Source organism: Actinoplanes derwentensis (genome assembly GCF_900104725.1).
In the GTDB taxonomy this organism is placed as follows: domain Bacteria; phylum Actinomycetota; class Actinomycetes; order Mycobacteriales; family Micromonosporaceae; genus Actinoplanes; species Actinoplanes derwentensis.
The window spans coordinates 8,825,716-8,845,975 of record NZ_LT629758.1; the positions used below are offsets into that span (position 1 = coordinate 8,825,716).

General features: G+C 70.2%; 22 protein-coding genes. 11 read left to right on the top strand and 11 right to left on the bottom strand.

Annotated features, from left to right (window positions below; translation table 11 throughout):
* Positions 1–20: 20 nt before the first annotated feature.
* Complete coding sequence (locus BLU81_RS39450; RefSeq protein WP_092553351.1) at positions 21–455, top strand: hypothetical protein; 435 nt, start codon at positions 21–23, stop codon at positions 453–455.
* On the opposite strand, the gene BLU81_RS39455 is transcribed toward BLU81_RS39450, so the two are convergent.
* The 5 genes from BLU81_RS39455 to cofC all read right to left on the bottom strand — a co-directional run bounded on the left by BLU81_RS39455 (position 412) and on the right by cofC (position 5,666).
* On the bottom strand, positions 412–1,290 hold the full coding sequence (locus BLU81_RS39455) for an NUDIX hydrolase (RefSeq protein ID WP_092553354.1): 879 nt from the start codon (positions 1,288–1,290) through the stop codon (positions 412–414). The genes BLU81_RS39450 and BLU81_RS39455 overlap by 44 nt on opposite strands.
* Positions 1,291–1,318: 28 nt before the next feature.
* The gene (iscB, locus tag BLU81_RS39460; protein ID WP_331717492.1) at positions 1,319–2,272 is read right to left on the bottom strand and encodes an RNA-guided endonuclease IscB; all 954 of its coding nucleotides are present in this window, start codon (positions 2,270–2,272) and stop codon (positions 1,319–1,321) included.
* 137 nt (positions 2,273–2,409) lie between these two features.
* Positions 2,410–4,752, bottom strand: coding sequence for an RNA degradosome polyphosphate kinase (locus tag BLU81_RS39465; RefSeq protein WP_092553359.1), 2,343 nt, complete (start codon positions 4,750–4,752; stop codon positions 2,410–2,412).
* A 55-nt stretch (positions 4,753–4,807) separates the two neighbouring features.
* Positions 4,808–5,005 (bottom strand): cold-shock protein, encoded by a 198-nt coding sequence (locus BLU81_RS51105; RefSeq protein ID WP_231953727.1) that lies wholly within the window; start codon positions 5,003–5,005, stop codon positions 4,808–4,810.
* A gap of 28 nt (positions 5,006–5,033) precedes the next feature.
* On the bottom strand, positions 5,034–5,666 hold the full coding sequence (cofC, locus tag BLU81_RS39470) for a 2-phospho-L-lactate guanylyltransferase (protein WP_231954877.1): 633 nt from the start codon (positions 5,664–5,666) through the stop codon (positions 5,034–5,036).
* 132 nt (positions 5,667–5,798) lie between these two features.
* Between cofC and BLU81_RS39475 the strand changes: the two genes are divergently transcribed.
* Genes BLU81_RS39475 through BLU81_RS39490 form a run of 4 tightly spaced genes read left to right on the top strand, consistent with a single transcriptional unit; the run spans position 5,799 to position 8,994 of the window.
* Positions 5,799–6,524, top strand: coding sequence for a lysophospholipid acyltransferase family protein (locus tag BLU81_RS39475; protein WP_092553362.1), 726 nt, complete (start codon positions 5,799–5,801; stop codon positions 6,522–6,524).
* Complete coding sequence (locus tag BLU81_RS39480; RefSeq protein ID WP_092553365.1) at positions 6,521–7,513, top strand: NAD(P)H-dependent glycerol-3-phosphate dehydrogenase; 993 nt, start codon at positions 6,521–6,523, stop codon at positions 7,511–7,513. Before BLU81_RS39475 ends, BLU81_RS39480 begins: the two co-directional genes overlap by 4 nt.
* A 12-nt stretch (positions 7,514–7,525) precedes the next feature.
* Positions 7,526–8,632 (top strand): cystathionine gamma-lyase, encoded by a 1,107-nt coding sequence (locus BLU81_RS39485; RefSeq protein ID WP_092553368.1) that lies wholly within the window; start codon positions 7,526–7,528, stop codon positions 8,630–8,632.
* Positions 8,629–8,994 (top strand): hypothetical protein, encoded by a 366-nt coding sequence (locus tag BLU81_RS39490; RefSeq protein WP_092553371.1) that lies wholly within the window; start codon positions 8,629–8,631, stop codon positions 8,992–8,994. Before BLU81_RS39485 ends, BLU81_RS39490 begins: the two co-directional genes overlap by 4 nt.
* 126 nt (positions 8,995–9,120) lie before the next feature.
* Here the strand turns inward: BLU81_RS39490 and BLU81_RS39495 are convergent, their stop codons facing one another.
* Entirely contained in the window at positions 9,121–9,564 is a 444-nt protein-coding gene (locus tag BLU81_RS39495; RefSeq protein ID WP_092553374.1) for a hypothetical protein, read from the bottom strand.
* A 118-nt stretch (positions 9,565–9,682) separates the two neighbouring features.
* On the opposite strand from BLU81_RS39495, the gene BLU81_RS39500 reads away from it, so the two are divergent.
* The gene (locus tag BLU81_RS39500) at positions 9,683–10,777 is read left to right on the top strand and encodes a D-alanine--D-alanine ligase family protein (RefSeq protein ID WP_092553377.1); all 1,095 of its coding nucleotides are present in this window, start codon (positions 9,683–9,685) and stop codon (positions 10,775–10,777) included.
* 3 nt (positions 10,778–10,780) lie between these two features.
* Here BLU81_RS39500 and BLU81_RS39505 read toward each other — a convergent pair whose 3' ends face one another.
* Together BLU81_RS39505 and BLU81_RS39510 are read right to left on the bottom strand one after the other, a co-directional pair.
* Positions 10,781–11,407 carry a DUF3515 domain-containing protein gene (locus BLU81_RS39505; protein ID WP_092553379.1) on the bottom strand — a complete coding sequence of 209 codons (627 nt, stop codon included), beginning with the start codon at positions 11,405–11,407 and terminating at the stop codon, positions 10,781–10,783.
* 1 nt (position 11,408) lies between these two features.
* Positions 11,409–11,642: an Lrp/AsnC family transcriptional regulator gene (locus tag BLU81_RS39510; protein ID WP_092553382.1), complete on the bottom strand. Its 234-nt coding sequence runs from the start codon at positions 11,640–11,642 to the stop codon at positions 11,409–11,411.
* 97 nt (positions 11,643–11,739) lie between these two features.
* Between BLU81_RS39510 and BLU81_RS39515 the strand changes: the two genes are divergently transcribed.
* Positions 11,740–12,678 (top strand): thiamine-phosphate kinase, encoded by a 939-nt coding sequence (locus BLU81_RS39515; protein ID WP_092558290.1) that lies wholly within the window; start codon positions 11,740–11,742, stop codon positions 12,676–12,678.
* 43 nt (positions 12,679–12,721) lie between these two features.
* Entirely contained in the window at positions 12,722–13,180 is a 459-nt protein-coding gene (locus tag BLU81_RS39520; RefSeq protein WP_092553385.1) for a GNAT family N-acetyltransferase, read from the top strand.
* A 66-nt stretch (positions 13,181–13,246) separates the two neighbouring features.
* Here the strand turns inward: BLU81_RS39520 and rpmB are convergent, their stop codons facing one another.
* Positions 13,247–13,438 (bottom strand): 50S ribosomal protein L28, encoded by a 192-nt coding sequence (gene rpmB, locus BLU81_RS39525; RefSeq protein WP_092553388.1) that lies wholly within the window; start codon positions 13,436–13,438, stop codon positions 13,247–13,249.
* Between the two features lie 164 nt (positions 13,439–13,602).
* Here rpmB and BLU81_RS39530 point away from each other — a divergent pair, with 164 nt between their 5' ends.
* From BLU81_RS39530 to BLU81_RS39540, 3 genes are read left to right on the top strand one after another with little or no spacing between them, the layout of a single operon-like run.
* Positions 13,603–15,186: a DAK2 domain-containing protein gene (locus tag BLU81_RS39530; protein ID WP_092553391.1), complete on the top strand. Its 1,584-nt coding sequence runs from the start codon at positions 13,603–13,605 to the stop codon at positions 15,184–15,186.
* Entirely contained in the window at positions 15,183–17,357 is a 2,175-nt protein-coding gene (gene recG / locus BLU81_RS39535; protein WP_092553394.1) for an ATP-dependent DNA helicase RecG, read from the top strand. Before BLU81_RS39530 ends, recG begins: the two co-directional genes overlap by 4 nt.
* Entirely contained in the window at positions 17,354–17,692 is a 339-nt protein-coding gene (locus BLU81_RS39540) for a DUF952 domain-containing protein (protein WP_092553397.1), read from the top strand. The genes recG and BLU81_RS39540 overlap by 4 nt, the downstream gene beginning before the upstream one ends.
* Before the next feature lie 13 nt (positions 17,693–17,705).
* On the opposite strand, the gene BLU81_RS39545 is transcribed toward BLU81_RS39540, so the two are convergent.
* On the bottom strand, positions 17,706–18,995 hold the full coding sequence (locus BLU81_RS39545; protein ID WP_157751982.1) for a hypothetical protein: 1,290 nt from the start codon (positions 18,993–18,995) through the stop codon (positions 17,706–17,708).
* A gap of 88 nt (positions 18,996–19,083) precedes the next feature.
* Positions 19,084–20,115 (bottom strand): LPXTG cell wall anchor domain-containing protein, encoded by a 1,032-nt coding sequence (locus BLU81_RS50015; RefSeq protein WP_092553402.1) that lies wholly within the window; start codon positions 20,113–20,115, stop codon positions 19,084–19,086.
* Between the last annotated feature and the right edge of the window lie 145 nt (positions 20,116–20,260).

Sequence of the window (20,260 nt, forward strand, 5' to 3'; positions counted from 1 at the left end):
ATGCGGCCTACCGTCCGGAAATGCAGCGAAGACCGTCCGGGCCACGGGGACTGACCACCCGGGCCGTTCTGGCCGCCGGACTGTTCGCGATCGCGATCGTGCCCGGATGGACCCTCGGTGACCTGGCCGAGACCGGCACCGGCTGGCCGATCCTGGACTGGCTGATCACCTGTGCGTGGTCCGGGCTGACCGTGGCATGGGGCGCGCCGTGGGGCTCCTACCGGCGGATGGACGGCTGGCTCGGGGCGGTGCCGATCTACGGCTGGTACCTGGCCGGGATCCTCGCCTGGCGGCTGGCGCTGCTGCCGTACCGGGACTGGGAACCACGCCGCGACGAGCTGTGGCAGACCCGCTGGCTCACCGGTGACCATGTCGGATACTGGCGGGCCGACGCTCCGGCCCGCCGCACCGTCACAGCCGGGACGCGCCCAGCAGCCGGTCGCCGGACCAGGTGAGCAGCCAGCCCTCACCCTTCGGCGTCTTGAACGCGTGATGATCGTCCACACCGTGCAGCGCCGCCAGCAGATGCGGCATCAGCTTGCCCTGACTGCACACCACGACCCGTTCCCGGGTCCGCAGCTCGGTCAGCCGGGCCAGCGCCACCGCCACCCGGTCCGGTACCAGGTCCGGGGAGTCCGGTTCGGCGAACGCGCCGTCACTGACGATCGACCGGTCACCGGTCGCGGCGGCCAACGGCTCCAGCGTCTGGGTGCAGCGCAGCGGGGTCGCCGCCACCAGCCGGCGCGGGCGCAACGGGGTGAGCAGGGCGGCGAACCGGTCCGCCTGCCGCACCCCGACCGGATCGATCGGCCGCAGCTGGTCCCGGCCGGCCCACTTCTTGCGGTCCCCGGCGCGGGCATGCCGGACCAGCGCGATCACCGCGGTGACCGGGGGCAGCGCCGCGACTTCCGCGAGGACGGCTTTCTCATCGTCGTACGTCAACCGGCCGGCCGCCTCGTCCAACGGCAACCACACCAGCTCGTCGACCTCGTCGGTGTCCTGCACCGGCCCGTCACCGGCGACCGCCATCAGCCAGTACGCCACGTTCTTCGGGCGCCCGCCCGGCAGCGTGTAGTCACAGTCGGCCAGCCGCAGCAGGGGGATCCCGGCCGTGCCGGTCTCCTCCTCGACCTCCCGAACCGCCGCCAGCAGCGGTTCCTCGCCGTCGGCGAGCCTGCCCTTGGGCAGGCTCCAGTCGTCGTACCGGGGCCGGTGCACCAGACACACCTCGACCCGCTCACCCGACCGGCGGAGCAGAACTCCACCGGCCGCACGTTCCACTCTCGTCATCAGATTTCTTCCGTGAATACTTCGTTCTTCAAGCCGGCGGGGATTCGAAACGCTCCTGTTGGTAGCGGTAGGACCAGCCGTCGCCGCGTTGCAGCAGCCGGACATGGCGGTGGTGGATTCCCTGGACGAGTCCCATTGCCGTACGGATGTTGAACCTGCCGGATGAGCGCACCGCGACGCGGCCCGCGTGTTCACCGTGCTGATAGCCGCGACCTTGCACCTGCGGATCGGCGAGCAGTTGAGTGTCGAATGCGACGTGTTCCACGTGCACCGCGGTGACCGGAGCCCACCTCCGGAGCCGGTTGATCCAGGACATGGTCGTCTCGATCCGGTGCCGCAACGACGGAGGCAGCCAACCTGCCGGTCGTCGGCGGTTGTCGAACCGCGGTGCCCGGTACCTGAGATTCCGCGTCCGGCGACCTCGGCGCAGCGCGGCCCGTGCGGTGAGTCTGTCGCGTATCTGACCGCCTCGATGCTGGACCCCGATGCTGTAGGCACCGGTGCGGACCACCACCGGCTCGGGCCCGGTCTCGTCGGATCGGCTGGTGAAGACGCTGATCCCGGTGTACCGCGATCCGGGATCGACTCCGGCCTCTACGCCCGGCACGACCGATTCGTCGCGGCCACGATCGCGCAGCCGGATGACGAAAGGGGTCCGGCGGTGCACGGCTGCCCGCCCAGCACGCAACAACTGGCGGGCGCGAGCCGGAGCGCATGGCTGGAGTGCCTTTCCGGCCTGGTCCAGTACAAAGACCCGCGACTCTTTCAACCTCTGTTGCTGGGCGTTACCGCCCGCTCCCGACACGGTTTCCACCGTGCCGGGGTGACGCCGCTGTGCCGGAACCGGAACAGCGGTCTCCCCTCGCCCATGTTGAACACCGGTTTGCCCCACCACAACGATGGGACGTCGCGATCCCGTTTCGTCCCGACCCGACGGGTTGTCTGCTGACCGCGATTCCAGAGGACCGGGCTGAGGAAGCACCCGGCCGTGGGCCGACTCACCTGTGTTCAACGTAGTTCACCTCATTCCAAGGCTCACTCGGGCTGGTCACACACGCTATGACCGACCGGGCTCTCCGGGGCGACCCCGACAAGCCCGTTCGTTCATAGCCGGGCTGGTTACTTCTTCCCGATGATTCGCCGGAGCATGGCCGCCTGCAGGTGGACCTGGGGGCGGCCGGGGTTGCCCTGGTTACGGTGCCAGATGCCGTCGCCGTCCAGGTCCCAGCCCTCGGTGTGTTCGCCCATCGAGAGTTCCAGGACGTGCCGCATCTCCTCGCGGGCCGACAGGAGGGTCACCTTGACCAGGGCCTCCACCCGGCGGTCCAGGTTGCGGTGCATCATGTCGGCGGAACCCATCCAGTACTCCGAGTCGGCGCCGGGGCCGAACCGGAACACCCGCGAGTGCTCCAGGAACCGGCCGACGATCGAGCGGACCCGGATGTTCTCGGACAGGCCCGGGATCCCGGGGCGCAGCGCGCACATCCCCCGGATGACCAGGTCCACCTTGACCCCGTCCTGCGAGGCACGGTAAAGCGCGTCGATCGTCTTCTCGTCGACCAGCGAGTTCACCTTGAACTGGACCAGCGCCTCGCCGCCCTCACGGGCGATCCGGGCCTGCTCCTCGACTCGTTCCAGCAGACCCTTGCGGACGCCGTGCGGGGCCACCAGCAGACGGCGGAACGTGGTCTGGCGGCTGTACCCGGTCAGCACGTTGAACAGGTCGGTGACGTCCGCGCCCACTTCGGGGTCGGCGGTCAGCATGCCGAAGTCCTCGTAGAGCCGAGCCGTCTTCGGGTGGTAGTTGCCGGTGCCGATGTGGCAGTAGCGCCGGATCTGGTGACCCTCCTGACGTACCACCAGGGAGGTCTTGCAGTGGGTCTTGAGACCGACCAGGCCGTAGACCACGTGGCAGCCGGCCCGCTCCAGGGTCCGCGCCCAGGCGATGTTGGCCACCTCGTCGAAGCGGGCCTTCACCTCGACCAGCACCACCACCTGCTTGCCCGCCGCGGCCGCGTCGACGAGCGCGTCGACGATCGGTGAGTCACCGGAGGTGCGGTAGAGCGTCTGCTTGATCGCCAGCACGTTGGGGTCGGCAGCGGCCTGCTCGATGAACCGCTGCACACTCGTGGAGAACGAGTGGTACGGGTGGTGGACCAGGATGTCCGACTCGCGCAGCCGGTTGAAGACACTGCGCGGGACTTCGCCGTCGGCCAGGTGCGGGTGGGTCGCCGGGACGAACGGGCGGTCCTTCAGGTCGTCGCGGTCACACTCGCCGAAGACCTGCCACAGGGACGACAGGTCCAGCAGGCCGGGCACCCGCAGCACCTCCTGACCGTCCATGTCGAGTTCGCGGACCAGCAGGTCGAGCACGTGATCGCTGATCGAGGCGGCGACCTCCAGGCGCACCGGCGGGCCGAACCGGCGCTGCGCCAGCTCCCGCTCCAGGGCCTGCAGCAGGTCCTCGTCGCGGTCCTCGTCGACTTCCAGTTCGGCGTTGCGGGTCACCCGGAACAGGTGCCACTCCAGGATCTGCATGCCGGGGAAGAGCTGGTTGAGGTGGACCGCGATCAGTTCCTCGACCGGCAGGAAACGCACGCCGCGACTGTCGTTCTGCACGGTCACGAAGCGGTGCACGTTGTTCGGCACCTTGACCCGGGCGAACAGTTCAGGGGAGTCGCCGTCCGGGTAGCGCAGGGCGACGGCCAGGTTCAAGGACTTGCTGGAGATGTACGGGAAGGGGTGCGCCGGGTCGACGGCCAGCGGCGTCAGCACCGGGAACACCTGCTCGCGGAAGAAGGTGCGCAACCGGCCCTGCTCGGCGGCGTTCAGCTCCTTCCACGACACCAGTTCGATGCTCTCCGCCGCCAGTTTCGGCCGCACCTCGTCGGCGAAACAGGCCGCGTGCCGGGTCACCAGGTCGACGGTGCGCGCGCTGATCATCTCGATCTGGTGGCGCAGCGGGGACCGGTCACCGCCGCGCATCGGCAGGCCGGCGCTCAACCGCCGTTTCAGGCCGGCCACCCGGACCATGTAGAACTCGTCCAGGTTGCTCGCGAAGATCGCCAGGAATTTCGCCCGCTCCAGCAGCGGGGACCCCGGGTCCTCGGCCAGGGCCAGCACTCGGGCGTTGAAGTCGAGCCAGGACAGCTCCCGGTTGAAGAACCGGTCCTCCGGCAGCAGATAGCCGGGCTCGCTGGCTGTCTCGTCGTCATCCTCGTCGTCGTCATCGACGAGACCGGCGACTATGTCACGCGCGGTGAACTCGGTGGCCTCGCGCTCCGCCTCGACGGGTGTGCTCACCGTCTCGGGATCGATCTCGGCCGGCAGATCTGCCCCGGCTTGCTGCTCCAACACTTCCTCCGCCTGATCCGAACTGACTTCCGGTAGCTCCGGCCTGGGTAGAAAGCGGCCGTTGGGGCCGCGCCGGCGGTTCTCGGGGGTCCGGGGCGGAGTCTGCATGGGTCCATCATCGCCGTTTCCGGAGAAACGTGAAACGAACTACCGGATGATCACTTCAAGCTACTCCGGGAATCAACACCCGACAAACCACCCCGGTCGCGTCCGATTCGACCGTGACGCGCTGACCGAGCCGGAGAAGCCGCAGGCCGGAGCGACCGAAGGCCTCCGCGCCGAACTCCAGTGGGGTGCCGTCGTCGAGCAGTAGCGAACCACTGCGGGTGTCCGGGTCGAAAGTCGCGATCGTGCCCTGCATGAAGCTCACGCTACCGGGGTTCGCGCGGTTACGCGGCCGGGGCGCATTCCGGGGTCAGCCCGAGGTCCCGCAGCAGGCCGCAGGTATGCCGGCCGGCACCCAGGGTGAGCACGGTGTCGAGGTCGGCGGCGGTGTCCACGTCCTGCCGCAGGCCGGGCCAGTCGCCGCGCAGCGCCACCGCGCCGGAACCGGCGTGTGCCGCCGCCGACGGCCCGCCGAACCGGGGGTCGAGCGGCTGCCGGGGCGGGGCCGCCAGCAGGACCGTGCCGATCCCGGCGGCGTCCGGCACGAAACTACGGCCGGCCACCCGGGACAGCACGTCGTCGAGTTGGTCCGGGCGCAGGGCCGGCAGATCACCAGCGAGCACCACCCGGTACGCCGCCAGACCGGCCGCCTCGTCCGCACCGAACCGCATCGCTGCGTTCAGCCCGCCACCCGGGTCGGGCGCCACCCGGGCACCGATTTCCCGCACCGCCGCGCCGACCTCGGGATCGTCGGTGACCACCAGCAGCCCGGCCACCGTGTCGGCGGCGAGAACCGCGGCCGCGGTGTCCCGCACCATGGCCAGGGCCAGTTCCGGATGGCGGTCGACGGGCACGGCGCCGCGCAGCCGTGTCTTCGCCGCCTCCAGCCGCTTCACCGGGATGATCGCCGTCCACATACGCACCGGACCATCCTGCCCCAGTGATCGGGCCGGGCGTGCCCTTCGGTTCCGTGATTCCGAAGACCCCTGCCTGGTACACCGGGAGTCGAGCGGGCATGATTTCGTCGCAGGTGGAGAAGGGGAGGCGGCGTGGCCCGGTTCAGGATCGGCTTCTGGCAGCGTGTCGTGGTGATGATGGTCGTCTCGATCACGACGCCTCTGACCCGTAAGACGTGGCTGCGGACCGACGACGTCCCGGCCACCGGCCCGGTGATCCTGGTCCCTAATCACGTGTCGCATTTCGATCCGCTGGTGGTCGCCCACTACGTCTACGGCACCGGTCGCTGGCCGCGGTTCCTCGGCAAGGCCAGTGTGTGGAAGGTCCCGATCATCGGGTTCCTGCTCGTCAAGGCCCGGCAGATCCCGGTCGAACGGGGCAGTGTGGATGCGGTGAAGTCCCTGGACACCCTGGTCGACGCGTTGCGGGAGGGCGGTGCCGTGGTGATCTACCCGGAGGGCACCACCACCCGGCACCCCGATCTGTGGCCGATGCGGGGCAAGACCGGTGCGGCCCGGCTCGCGCTGCTCACCGGGGCCCCGGTGGTGCCGATCGCGAACTGGGGCGCGCAGGCGATCTTCGATCCGCGTACCAACAGGCTGAAGTTGCGCAGGTCGCCCGTCACCGTGACGACCGGGCGACCGGTCGACCTCAGTCGCTGGGCCGGTCTCGAACCGACCCGGCAAGTGCTGGCGGAGATGACCGAGGCGATCATGTTGAATGTCCGGGACCTTCTGGGCGAGATCCGCGACGGCGAACCGCCGGCGCTCTACGACCGGCCCGTGAACAGGGCCATTACCTCGGAGGAAGCGCCATGAAGGCGTCCGTCATCGGTTCCGGAGCATGGGGCACCGCGTTTGCGAAGGTGCTCGGCGACGCCGGGTCGGACGTGACCATCTGGGCGCGGCGGGAGGCGGTCGCCACCGAGATCCGGGACCGGCACGGCAACGAGGGCTCCCTTCCGGGGGTACGCCTGGCGAAGAGCGTGACCGGCACCACCGATCTGGCCGAGGCCGTCGACGGGGCCGAGCTGATCGCGATCGCCGTCCCGTCGCAGACCCTGCGCGGCAACCTCGCCGACTGGGCCGGGCTGTTCCCCGCCGACTCGACGGTGGTGTCGCTGATGAAGGGCATCGAACTCGGCACCCTCAAGCGGATGAGCGAGGTGATCGTCGAGACCGCCGGTGTCGCCCCGGACCGGGTGGTCGTCGTCTCCGGCCCCAACCTGGCCCCGGAGATCGCCGCCGAGCAGCCCACCACCACGGTGGTGGCGTGTTCCGACGAGGCTCGGGCCAAGCAGGTCCAGCACGCGCTGGCGGCACCCTACTTCCGGCCGTACACGTCGGACGACGTGATCGGCTGCGAACTCGGCGGGGCCTGCAAGAACGTGATCGCCCTGGCGTACGGGATGGCGGTCGCACTGGGGCTCGGTGACAACACCCGGGCCTCGCTGATCACCCGTGGGCTGGCCGAGACCGCCCGTCTCGGGGTGGCGCTCGGTGCCGACCCGCTCACCTTCGCCGGCCTGGCCGGTCTCGGTGACCTGGTGGCCTCCTGCTCGTCGCCGCTCGCCCGGAACCGCACGTTCGGTGAGCACCTGGGCCGCGGCGAGACCCTGGAACAGGCGCAGATCGCCACCCGGCAGACCGCCGAGGGTGTCAAGAGCTGCCTGTCCATCCGCGACCTGGCCCGGGCGAACGGTGTCGAGATGCCGATCGTCGAGCAGGTCGAGCGCGTGTGCCACGAAGGGGTGGACCCGCGGGTCGCGGTCAAGCTGTTGATGACACGGGACATGAAGCCCGAGTAAGAGGTACGGATCATGAGTTATTCCGACGGCACCCGGTCGGTACACGCGGGCCTGCCCACCCCGGTGGTCGGCGAGCCGTTCCTGCCGGGGCCGGTGTTCGCCGCGCCCTACCACCTCGATCCGGTCACCGGGCCGGGGGAGAACGGCTACGCGCGCACCGAGAACCCGACCCGGGAAGGACTGGAATCGGCGATCGGGGCTCTGGAGGGCGGGCCGACGCTGGTCTTCTCCAGCGGGCAGGCGGCGATCACCGCGCTGCTGCTCGCGGTGCTGCGGACCGGCGACACGGTGGCGCTCCCCTCGGACGGGTACTTCACGGTCCGGGCCTTCGCCGAGGGCACTCTGCGGGACCTGGGTGTGAAGACGGTTCTGGTGCCGACGGCGGGGCCGTACCCGGATTTCACCGGCATGCGGCTGGTGCTGCTGGAGACGCCGGCCAACCCGGGGCTGGACGTCTGTGACGTGCGGGCGCTGTCCGCCGCCGCGCACGAGGCGGGGGCGCTGGTCGCGGTCGACAACACGGCGGCCACACCGCTCGGGCAGAACCCGCTCGCCCTCGGGGCGGATCTGGTGGTCGCGTCCGGGACCAAAGCGCTGACCGGGCATTCCGACGTTCTTCTGGGGTACGTGTCGGCCACCGATCCGGCGTTGCTGGCCAAGGTCGAGACGTGGCGCAAGCAGACCGGTGCGGTGCCGGGGGCGTTCGACGCGTGGCTGGCGCACCGGTCCATCGCGACTCTCGACCTGCGGCTCGCCCGGCAGACCCGGAACGCCGCGGCCGTCGCCGAACTGCTGCTGGCCCGGTCCGACGTGACCGGGGTCCGCTGGCCGGGGCTGCCCGGTGACCCGTCGTTCGCGATCGCGTCCGCTCAGATGCGCCGGATCCCGGGGATCGTGTCGTTCGACCTCGGTACCGCGGAACGGGTGGGCCGGTTCCTGACCGCGGCGCGGCTGGTGTTCGCGGCCACGTCGTTCGGGGGCGTGCACACCACCGCGGACCGGCGGGCCCAATGGGGGGACGACACGTCGCCGGGCTTCGTCCGGTTCTCCTGCGGCATCGAGGACAGTGTCGACCTGATCGCTGACATCACCGCGGCTCTGGACGCCTCCCGGGCATGACCGGCTGGAGCAGTTTCGACGGGGATCAGGTGGCGGCGCTCACCCAGGGCGCGAGCTTCTTCGCGGATCCGGGGGAGCGGGACTGCCCGGCGTGTGGACAGCGGCGGCTGCGGGCCTACTTCACGGCGCCGGAGAACGCCAAACGGCCCACCCTGGTCAGTTACGTGTGGTGCGGGGGTTGCGACAAGTTCGTGGGGACGCGGGCCCGGCATCCGGAGGGGCTGATCTTCTCCGACCCGCTGGCCGTGCTCGACGCCGCCGAGCGGCGCGAGCTGGAACGCAGCCTGACCGGGTTCCTCACTCACCTCGACGCGCTGTGGGACAGCGGGGCTCTGCCGCAGACGTTCACCGCCGGGCGGTGACCACCGCTCACCACCCGGCGGCGGCGGGTCGGCCCGGTGTGCCGCCCGCGTCGCCGGGCCGGGGCGGGGCGTCCTGGATGCGGCGGGACGTCCCAGCCCGTACGGCAACGTGCAATTGATCTTGGGTTAGCTGTTGGTGGCGACGAAGTCGTGCAGCCAGTCCGGGGCGATCTCGGAACCGGGTTCGGCGGTGCGGCGCAGGGCCTCGCCCGGCCGGATGCCGAGCAGGGCCAGCGTCATCGTGGCCAGCAGTGTGGACCGGCCGTTGTCGACGGCGGCCTGCGTGACCACGAAACGGCCGGCGCGGACGTCCCGGGCCAGCCGGATGGCGAGGGCCACCACCTGCTTCGCCTCCGGCGCCGGCTGTCCCGGCTGTTCTGACGCCGGGAAGGGGACCACCTCGATGCCGGCGGTGTCCGGCCCGGGTTCGGTGGTGGAGACCAGCACCTGGACTCCGGCTTTCGCCAAGGCGATCAATTCCGGTGGCGACCAGGGCTCGTCGGCCGGGTGAGCCATCGTCGCCAACTGCCCGGGACCCGGACCGGCGATCACGTGGAGTGCTGGTGCCATTGACGCCTTATTCTCCCTGCTTTGCACGCTTTCGAGGTCGCCGCCACGAAACCCCGTTTAGGTGTACGCAGAGTAGATTCACCCCCGGCATGACCGCTAGCTGGAAGGCACGAGAAGAGTGACGTCCCCGCGCAAGACCCGCGTCGCCATCGTGTTCGGCGGTCGCAGCTCTGAGCACGCGATCTCCTGTGTCAGCGCCGGTGCGATCCTGGGTGCTCTGGACCCGGATCAGTACGAGATCCTGCCGGTCGGAATCACCCGTGCGGGGCGCTGGGTGCTGGCTTCCGGGGACGCCTCGCGGCTCGCCATCAGGGAGCGCGCGCTGCCCGAGATCACCGCGGCGTCCGGCAGCGCGGTGGTGCTCGCGGTCGACCCGACGGCGACCGAGATGATCGTGCGCGACCCGGTCGAGGGTGTCTCCGAGCTGGCGGGTGCGGACGTGGTCTTCCCGGTGCTGCACGGCGCCTACGGGGAGGACGGCACGATCCAGGGGATGCTGGAGATGGCCGGGATTCCGTACGTCGGGGCCAACGTCTTCGCCTCGGCGGCGGCGATGGACAAGGAGTTCACCAAGAAGCTCGCGATCGCCGAGGGCATCCCGGTCGGGCCCTACGCGGTGCTGCGCGCCGGAGTGTCACTCTCCGGGGCCGACCGGGACCGACTGGGGCTGCCGGTCTTCGTGAAACCGTCGCGGGCCGGATCATCCACCGGCATCACCAAGGTCAGCGACTGGGCCGACCTGGACGCGGCCGTCGCGGCCGCCCGGGAGATCGACCCGAAGGTGCTGGTCGAGGCCGCGATCGTGGGCCGTGAGATCGAATGCGGTGTGCTGGAGGGGGAGACCGGCGGGGAGCCCGAGGCGTCACTGCTCGCCGAGATCCACATGGACGGCGCGGACTGGTACGACTTCGAGACGAAGTACCTGGCCGGCAGCCGGGCCACCATCCCCGCCGACCTGCCCGACGCCGTCACCCGGCAGGTCCGCCAGTACGCGCTGCGGACCTTCACCGCGCTGGACTGCGCCGGCCTGGCCCGGGTCGACTTCTTCGTGACCGCGTCCGGCGAGGTCCTGCTCAACGAGATCAACACGATGCCGGGGATGACGCCGACCTCGATGTTCCCGCAGATGTGGGCGGCCACCGGCCTGGAGTACCCGAAGGTCGTGGACCGGCTGGTGCGCACCGCGCTGAGCCGCGGCACCGGCCTGCACTAGCCCTTACTCACATCCGCTCGGCATGGTGCCGGCTTGTTTCGACTTGACCGTCTTGACGATCGTGTCGGAGAACTCGTTGGCCCACTGTGCCGGGTTCTCGTACGACTCGGGCACGGTCACCCGCACCGGGACCTCGCGGTCCATCGTGGTGATGGTGGCCCCGCCACTGCCGGGCGCCGCCCACCAGCAGACGTTGTTCATGATCAGCAGCTCGGTGTCCATCGGGACGCAGCCGGGCGTGGCGTCGTCCGGAACCTTGCACGTCTCCGGCTGGGGCACCCCGCAGGCGACCGTGACCGCGGGCTCGCCGAAAGCGGCGTTCTGCTCCGGCCCGGCGCTCACCGCACGGGCCGGCAGGTCGCGGATCTTCACCGGGAGCTGGGACGTGACCGCCAGACAGACCGTCGACGTGCGCTCGTCGAGCTGCGGCGCGTCCATGACGACCGGGGTGCTCGGAATCGCGACCGGTGTTCTTTCTGACTTCTCTGGATCGTCCGGCTTTATCGTGGCGAATGCGATGACACCCACGACCAGCGTCACCGGGACGGCCACCAGGGTCGCCCACAACGCGGCGATCCGTTTCGTCCGGTCGGGTGCCACTTCGGTTCTCGGGGTGTCGGTATCCACCATGTCAGAGGTTTACCACGGAGCATGTCAGCGTCCGCGTGATGCCCGGCACGAACTGGACCTTGCTCACAATCAGGCCGCCCAGCTCGTCCACGGTGCGTGCCTCGGTCAGCACGACCACGTCGTACGGCCCCGTCACCGCGTCGACCCGAACCACGCCCGGTATCTTCTCGATCGCGGCGGCCACGTCACGGGCCTTACCGACCTCCGTTTGAATGAGGATGTATGCCTGGACCACGATCGACTCCCATCCGCCACCGCCGGTGATCCCCGAAAAGTGAAACTACCGTACGAAACGGCCCGGCAGCGGGTTGCCATCATCGAAGGGCGTGGACGTGAGCATCGCAGAGGCCGGTGAATTCGGGCTGATCGGCCGAATCGTCTCCCGGCTCGGCTCGGGAGAGGCCACCCTGATCGGCCCCGGCGACGACGCCGCCGTGATCCGCGCCTCCGACGGGCGAGTGGTCGCCTCCACCGACGTGCTCGTCGAAGGCCGGCACTTCCGCCGCGACTGGTGTGGCCCCGAGGACGTCGGGCATCGGGCCGCCGCCGCCAACCTGGCCGACATCGCCGCGATGGGTGCCGTGCCCACCGCCCTGCTCGTCGCCCTCTGCATGCCCACCGGACTGGACATCGGCTGGGCCGAGGGTCTCGCCGACGGTCTCAGCGCCGAAGCCGGACTGGTCGGTGCCACCGTGGTCGGCGGCGACACCTCGTCGAGCCCCACCCTGACCATCGCCGTCACCGCCCTCGGTGACCTGCGCGGCGCCGACCCGGTCCGCCGGGACGGTGCCAAGCCCGGTGACGTCCTGGCCCTGTGCGGGCGGATCGGGTACGCGGCGGCCGGGCTCACCGTCCTGTCCCGCGGGTTCCGGACCCCCAAACTGCTGGTCGAGGCCTACCGCCGGCCCGTCGTCCCGTACGCGGCCGGACCCCAGGCGGCCCGGCTCGGCGCCACCTCGATGATCGACGTCTCCGACGGGCTGCTCCAGGACCTCGGCCACATCGCCACCGCCAGCTCGGTCGGGATCGACGTGCGGCGGGACGCCTTCGAACTGCCCGGCCAGATGCGTGACGCGGCCAGCGCGCTCGGCGTCGACCCCTACCTCTGGCTGCTCGCCGGCGGCGACGACCACCCGCTGGCGGCGACCTTCCCGCCCGGTGTCACGCTGCCGCCGGAGTGGCGGGTGGTCGGCTCGGTCCAGGACGGGAGCACGGTGACCGTCGACGGCAAGGCGTGGACCGGCGGCACCGGCTGGGATCACTTCCGCTGAGGTCGGCCACGGATCGACGCGATCCGAGAGTTAGCCTCACGTCGTGAGTGAGCTGGAGATACATCAGACGCGGTTCGATACACCCGAGGTGCAGAAGATCGTCGCCGACGCGATGGCGGAGCTGGCCCGCCGGTACGGCGGCAGTGGTGACGACACCCCGATCGCGCTGACTGATTTCGATCCGCCGCTCGGCCGGTTCTTCATCGCTGTTCAGGACGGCGAGCCGGTCGGCTGCGCGGGCTGGCGCCGGCACGGGGACGACGCCGAGCTGAAGCGGATGTTCACGGCGGAGGCGGCGCGTGGACGCGGGGTGGCCCGGCGGATCCTGGCCGTGATCGAGGAGTCGGCGCGTGAGGCCGGGCTCCAGCGGGTCATCCTGGAGACCGGGGACCAGCAGCCCGAGGCGATCGCGCTTTACGAGTCACGTGGGTATCAGCGGATCGAGGACTTCGGCCACTACCGGGGACACGCCGGGGTGCTGTCGTTCGCGCGGGCCCTCTGAAGCCGCGCAGCAGGGCACGAAAAAGGCCGCCGGGTGATCCCGGCGGCCTTTTCGAAGATCTCCGCGTCAGGCGCGGACAACCTTGCCGGCCTTGATGCACGAGGTGCAGACCTGCAGCTTCTTGGTGGTGCCACCACCTGCGGGGGTGCGAACCGACTGGATGTTCGGGTTCCACCGACGGTTCGTCTTCTTCTTCGACCACGGCACGTTGTGTCCGAAGCCGGGTCCCTTCGCACAGACGTCGCACACGCTTGCCACGGGATACTCCTGGGTTTGATACCGAAACTGGAGGTGCCCAGGGTAAACACGATCTCGCCCAGGCAACCCGGCAAGGTTACCCGATCCCTGGCCTATACAGCCAATCGCCCCCGGTCAGGGTGCGTGACCCGGCGTTTGTCAGGGGTGGTTAGTACGATTTTCGCGTGCTGGACACCCTCGACGCCGCCGCGGTACGCCGCTGGTGCGATGGCGGGCTCGCGGCGCTCCGGGCACATCAGCGTGAGATCGACGAGCTGAACGTCTATCCGGTGCCCGACGGCGACACCGGGACCAACCTGGTGCTGACCCTGACCGCGGCCCAGCAGGCGCTGACCTCCGGGCTGGAGGAGCCGGGTCCGGGCGGCCCGATGCGGCGGATGGCCCGTGGGGCGCTGCTGGGCGCCCGAGGCAACTCCGGCGTCATCGTCTCGCAGATCCTGCGCGGGATGGCCGACTCGTTCACCGCCGCGGTCGCGGTGCGCGGCGGTGAGCTGGCCCGGGCGTTGCGGACGGCGACGGACGCGGCCTACGCGGCGGTGGCCCGGCCGGTCGAGGGCACCGTGCTGTCGGTGGTGGCGGCGGCTGCCGAGGCCGCCGGGCGGATCAGCTCGGACAGCCTGCTCACGGTCGCGCGGGCGGCGGCGGGGGCGGCCACCGAGGCGTTGGCCCGGACCCCGCAGCAGCTGCCGGTGCTGGCCCGGGCCGGAGTGGTCGACGCCGGCGGCCGGGGCCTCTGCCTGCTGCTGGACGCCCTGGTGGCGGCCGTGGACACCGAAGCCGCGCCGGCCGGTGACAAAGACCTGGAAAACCCCGGCTGGGGTACGGATACCGCTCCCGTGATCGGCCCGGTCGGGCCACACGGCTACGAGGTGCAGTTCCTGCTGGACGCCACCGACTCGGCTGTGGAGCGGCTGCGCGTGACCCTGGCCGGGCTCGGTGACTCCCTGGTGGTCGTCGGTACCGGCGATGGCGATCCGCCGACCTGGAACGTCCACGTGCACGTGACCGAGATCGGCCCGGTGATCGAGGCCGGAGTCGGCGCCGGCCGCCCGTACCGGATCAGTGTCACCCCGCTGGAGGGGCATCGGCCGGGAGCGGACCGCCGGGGTGCCGTGGTCGTCGCCGACGGCGACGGGCTGACGGCGCTGTTCGAGGCGGAGGGCGCCGTGGTGGTGGACCGTAATCCGTCGACGGCGGAGATGCTGGCGGCGGTGACGGCGACCGGTGCGGGTTCGGTGGTGCTGCTGCCGAACGACGCGAACACACACGCGGTGGCGGTGTCGGCGGCCCGTGAGGCGGAGACCACCGGGGTTCGGGTCAGTGTCGTCCCGACCCGGTCGCCGGTGCAGGCGCTGGCGGCCCTGGCGGTCCGGGACGGGCAGCGCCCGTTCGCCGACGACGTGATCGCGATGGCGGAGGCGGCCGGGGCCTGCCGGTCCGGTGAGGTGTGCACCGCCCAGCGGGACGCCCTGACGGTGGCCGGCCCGTGCCACGCCGGTGAGCTGCTGGGCCTGGTCGACGGCGAGGTGCACGTGATCGGCGGTGATCTGGCCGAGGTGAGCCGCCGGCTGCTGGACCGGATGCTCGGCGGCGGCGGCGAGCTGGTGACACTGGTGCTGGGCGCTGACGCCCCGCCCGGTTTCGAGGAGGAGTTGCGCGGTCATGTGCATCGCACCTGGCCGTTCATCGAGCTGCAGTGCTACGCGGGAGGGCAGCCCCGTTACCACCTGTTGGCAGGAGTCGAATGACCACGACCGACACTCCGCTGGAGAAGGTGCTGGGCGCGAAGACCGCCAAAGCCCTGGACCAGCACCTGGAGTTGCGAACCGCGGGTGACCTGATCTATCACTTCCCCCGGCGGTACGACGAACGCGGCGAGCACACCGACCTGCGCAGTCTGGAGGTGGACGAGCAGGTCACCGTGCTGGCCCAGGTGCAGACGATGAATGTGAAACCGATGCGCCAGCGCCGTGGCAACATGCTCGAGATCACCATCGGTGACGGTTCCGGCGCCACCCTGAGCTGCACGTTCTTCAACCAGGCGTGGCGCGAGCGGGAGTTGCGCAAGGGAGTCTGGGGACTGTTCGCCGGCAAGGTGACCGAGTTCCGGGGCAAGCGCCAGCTGAACGGTCCCGCCTATCAGCTGCTCAGCGCGGACGCCACCAAGGACGACGCGGCCGCCGAGATCGAGGAGTTCGCCGGCGCCCTGATCCCGGTCTATCCGGCCGCGCAGGCGGTGCCGACGTGGGTGATCGCCAAGTGTGTGCGGACGCTGCTGGACACGTTCCAGCCGCCGGAGGACCCGATGCCGGCCGAGGTGCGGGCGAAACGGAACCTGGTGGGGATCAGCACCGCGCTGCGGGAGATCCACCGGCCGAGTTCGGAACCGGCGCTCTATGCGGCGAAACACCGGCTGAAGTGGGACGAGGCGTTCGCCGTACAACTGACCCTGGTCCGGCGCCGGGCGAAAGCCGCCGCGGCGCCCGGCACCGCCCGGCCCCGCGCCGACGACGGGTTGCTGACCCGGTTCGACGCCGGGTTGCCCTACGAGCTGACCGACGGCCAGCGGGAGGTGGGCGAGGAGATCGCCGCCGACCTGGCCCGGCCGCACCCGATGCACCGGCTGTTGCAGGGCGAGGTCGGTTCCGGGAAGACCCTGGTCTCGGTGCGCGCGATGCTCCAGGTGGTGGACGCCGGCGGGCAGGCGGCCCTGCTGGCGCCGACCGAGGTGCTGGCCACCCAGCACTTCCGGGGGATCAGCGCCCAGCTGGGCGCGCTGGGCCGGGCCGGTGAACTCGACGGCGATCCGCACGGCACCCAGTTGACCCTGGTCACCGGCTCGCTGGGTGCGGCGGCCCGGCGGGCGGCGGTGGCGAAAGCCGCGGACGGGACGGCCGGGATCGTGGTGGGCACCCATGCGCTGCTCTACGAGGGTGTCGACTTCAAGGACCTGGGCCTGGTGGTGGTCGACGAACAGCACCGGTTCGGGGTGGAGCAGCGGGACGCGCTGCGGGCGAAAGCGGCCCGGCCCCCGCACGTGCTGGTGATGACGGCGACACCGATCCCGCGGACGGTGGCGATGACCGTCTACGGCGACCTGGAGACGTCGATCCTGTCGCAGCTGCCGCGCGGCCGGTCGCCGATCGCCTCGCACGTGGTCCCGGCGCTGGACAAACCGGCCTACCTGGACCGTGCCTGGGTGCGGATCAAGGAGGAGGTCAAAGCCGGGCACCAGGCGTACGTGGTCTGCCCCCGGATCGGTGAGGACGAGGAGACGCCACCGAAGGACGGGGAACCGGAACGCCGCCCGCCGCTGGCCGTGACCGAGGTGCTGCCGCTGCTGCGTGACGACTACCTCAAAGGCCTGCGGATCGAGATGCTGCACGGCAAGATGCCGGCGGACGAGAAGGACGCGGTGATGCGCCGGTTCGCCGCCGGAGACGTGGACGTGCTGGTGGCGACCACGGTGATCGAGGTGGGCGTGGACGTGCCGAACTCGACGGTGATGCTGATCCTGGACGCCGACCGGTTCGGGGTGTCCCAGTTGCACCAGTTGCGCGGCCGGGTGGGCCGGGGTTCGGCGCCCGGCATCTGCCTGCTGCACACCGAGTCGCAGGAGGGTTCCGCGGCCCGCGAGCGGCTGGACGCGGTGGCCTCGACGACCGACGGTTTCAAACTGTCCGAGATCGACCTGGAGCAGCGCCGGGAAGGTGACGTGCTGGGCGCGTCGCAGTCCGGCAAACACTCGCATCTGCGGCTGTTGTCACTGCTCCGCGACGAGAAACTGATCAAGGAGGCTCGGGCCGAGGCGTCCGAGCTGATCGGCGACGACCCGGATCTCTCGCTCTACCCGGCGCTGGCGGCTTCGGTCGCGGCCCTGGTCGACGAGGACCGGGCTGAATATTTGGAGAAGGGTTGATCTTCCACATCTGCCCGCGCGACGCGTGGGTCAAGGCACAGGAGACCGGTTCGTACGCGGGGGACGCCCTCGCGACCGAGGGTTTCATCCACTGCTCGGCCGGCGACTGGGTGCACGTCCCGGCGACCCGGTTCTTCCGCGGCCGTACCGACCTGCTGCTCCTGGAGATCGACGAGACGCGGCTCGGAGTGCCGGTGACCTGGGAGGACGGTGTCCCGCCGGAGCCGGACGGGCGGCAGTTCCCGCACATCTACGGAGAGATGCCGACGGGCGCGGTGGTAGCCGTTTCCGACTATCCACCGCGCCCGGACGGTTCGTTCGCGCCTATCGACTAGGCGATCGATCTCATCAGGCGGTGAAGTTCACCTTGCGGCGACGGGCCACGATGAAGAGCACGGCACCGGCGACGAGCAGCAGGAACGCGCCCCCCGCGACACCGGCGGCGGCGGAACCGGTCAGCGGCAGCTGCGGCTCCTCCTCGTCGTTACCGGCGACCGGGGTGGTGCTGACCGACGCGCTCGGGCTCTCCGCCGGGGTGCTGGCGGACGGGGTGGGCTCGGCCGGGGTGCTGACCGACGGGCTCGGCGAGGCCGGGGTGCTGGGCTCCTCGCCGCCGCCACAGTTCTCCGGCGCGGTCCACTTGTGCGCGCCGTTCAGAGCGGGCACGTCACCGGTGACGGTGACGATGAGACCCTCGGTGCCCGGGAAGACGATGGACTTGGTCTCGCCGGGGGCGGCGGTGACGGTGCGGGCCTCGCCGGTGCCCGGGGTGAAGGTGACGCTGACGTCGGCGCCGTCCTGCGGGTTCTTCACGGTGAAGCTGATCCCGTCACAGGTGCTGGTGACGGTGCCCGCGGCGGGAACCTTGCAGTCCTCGGGCTTGGTCCACTCGCCCCGGTAGAGCTCCTTGCCACGGGACGTGACCACGATGTTCTTCGCGTTGGCGGCCGGGACGGTCACGGTGACCGGCACCTGGCTTACCGCAAGGGTCTCGGTCTTGGTGAAGCCACCGTCGGCGGTGATGGTGAACTTCTCGCTGGAGGTGCTGCGGTTGATCAGCTTCAGGTTGACGTTGCCCTCGCAGTCGGGCAGTGCCTCGACGGCCGGCTCGGCCTTGCAGGTGCCGGAGCCGCCGTTGTAGAAGGCTTCCTGCGGCTGACCGGGCAGCGCGGTGGACCGGCTACCCGGGGCGCCCTTGCTGCCGACCTTGCGGTCGTTGTAGCGGTCGCTGGTGTCGGTCAGCGGGTCGATGATCTGGTCACCGAAGACGAAGTCGACCTGGGTGAAGCACTGCGGGACCTCGACCGTGAAGTCCAGCTTGCCGCCCTGGCCCTTCTCGAACGTCCCGAACGCGGTATCCAGGACGAACTGTGGGGTGGCGAAGCGCGCCGACGGGGCGGTGTACGACACCAGCGCGAACTTCTGCTCCTCGCAGAGGACCTTGCCGTCCTTGACCTCGATCGACGCGGTGCCCTTGGGGCCGTTGAAAGTGTGCGTGTACCTGGCGTCGGCGGCCTTGACACAGTCGAAGTTGTAGTTGCCGGCGGTGGCGGAAGCCGGGGAACCGGCTGCGAAGAGGCCGGTCAGACCGACGAGGACACCGACCACCATGGCGGCGGCACGGGGGGTTCTACGCACGTTGCTGCTCCTGCGAGGGGTGGGGAACGGAAGGGGACGCACCGACCGAAGTCGACACGCCCCCCGGGTGCTACCGAAATCAGGTGGATCAGGCGGTGAACTTCACCTTGCGACGACGAGCCATGAAGAAGAGGCCACCACCGATGGCGAGCAGAGCGGCAGCGCCACCGGCGACACCACCCGCAGCCGCGCCGGTCAGCGGCAGGTCGCCACCGCCACCGCCGCCGGTGCAGTCCTCACCCTTTTCGAACGGGATGGTCGCGGACTCGGTGTAGGTCTCGCCCTCGTACTCGACAGTGAAGGTCACGTCGACGGTGAAGCCATCGGTGGCACTGAAGGTCTCGGAACCTTCCTTGCCGGGCTCGACGACCAGGGTGCGCTCTTCGCCCTTGCTGGTCTCGTACTCGATGGTGAACTTGCTGTCGTTGTTCGTGTTGTCGACACCGATCGTGATCGTGTCGCAGGTCTGCGAGAAGATCGGCTCGGCCGGCACCTCCTCCGGGATGCCCGCCGGCGGGGTGGTGCTGGTGCTGGGCACCGGGCTGCTGGGCGCGGGGCTGCTCGGAGCCGGGCTGCTGACGCTCGGGCTGGCAGACGGGCTGCTGGCGCTGGCGCTCGGGCTGGCAGACGGGCTGCTGGCGCTCGGGCTGGGGCTCGGCGACTCTTCGTCGGTGGGGGGAGGCGGCGTCTTGCCACACTCGCCGTCGAGCGGGACGGTGCCGGTGATCGGGTTCCGGTCCTCAACGCCGTTGTCCCACTTGGCCCGAACGGTCAGCGAGGCGCTCGACTCGCTGCCGGGGACCCGCTGCTTACCGGTGATGGTCCGGCCACTACTCAGGTTCTTGCCGGTGACAGCGATGTCGGCGTTGTCGATCGTGGTGCCGGCCGGCGTCAGGGACACCTGGGTCCACTGGAAGGGCTGGTCGACTCGGACGCCGATAGCCGTGACGCTCCAGTCCACGACCCATTCGCCGGTGACCTGGTCGCAGCTGGAAAGGCCCTTCACCACGCTGTGGTGGGCCAGGGCGGGGGAGGCGAACGCCACGGCGCCTGCCATGCCGATCAATGAGCCGGCAACCAGGGCGGTCGCCCGACGGAGCGGGGACTTGGACACGTTCACGCCATCTCCTGTGTAGAGGGGGATCAATAGGAGTGCGCGAGGAGGAAAGCAGTAGCCGCTGGTGGTTGTAGCGATGCCTGCGATGACGCCTCCCCGCGTCATCGGCGGGGACGATAGAACGCACCCGCAACGTCGTCCGACCATA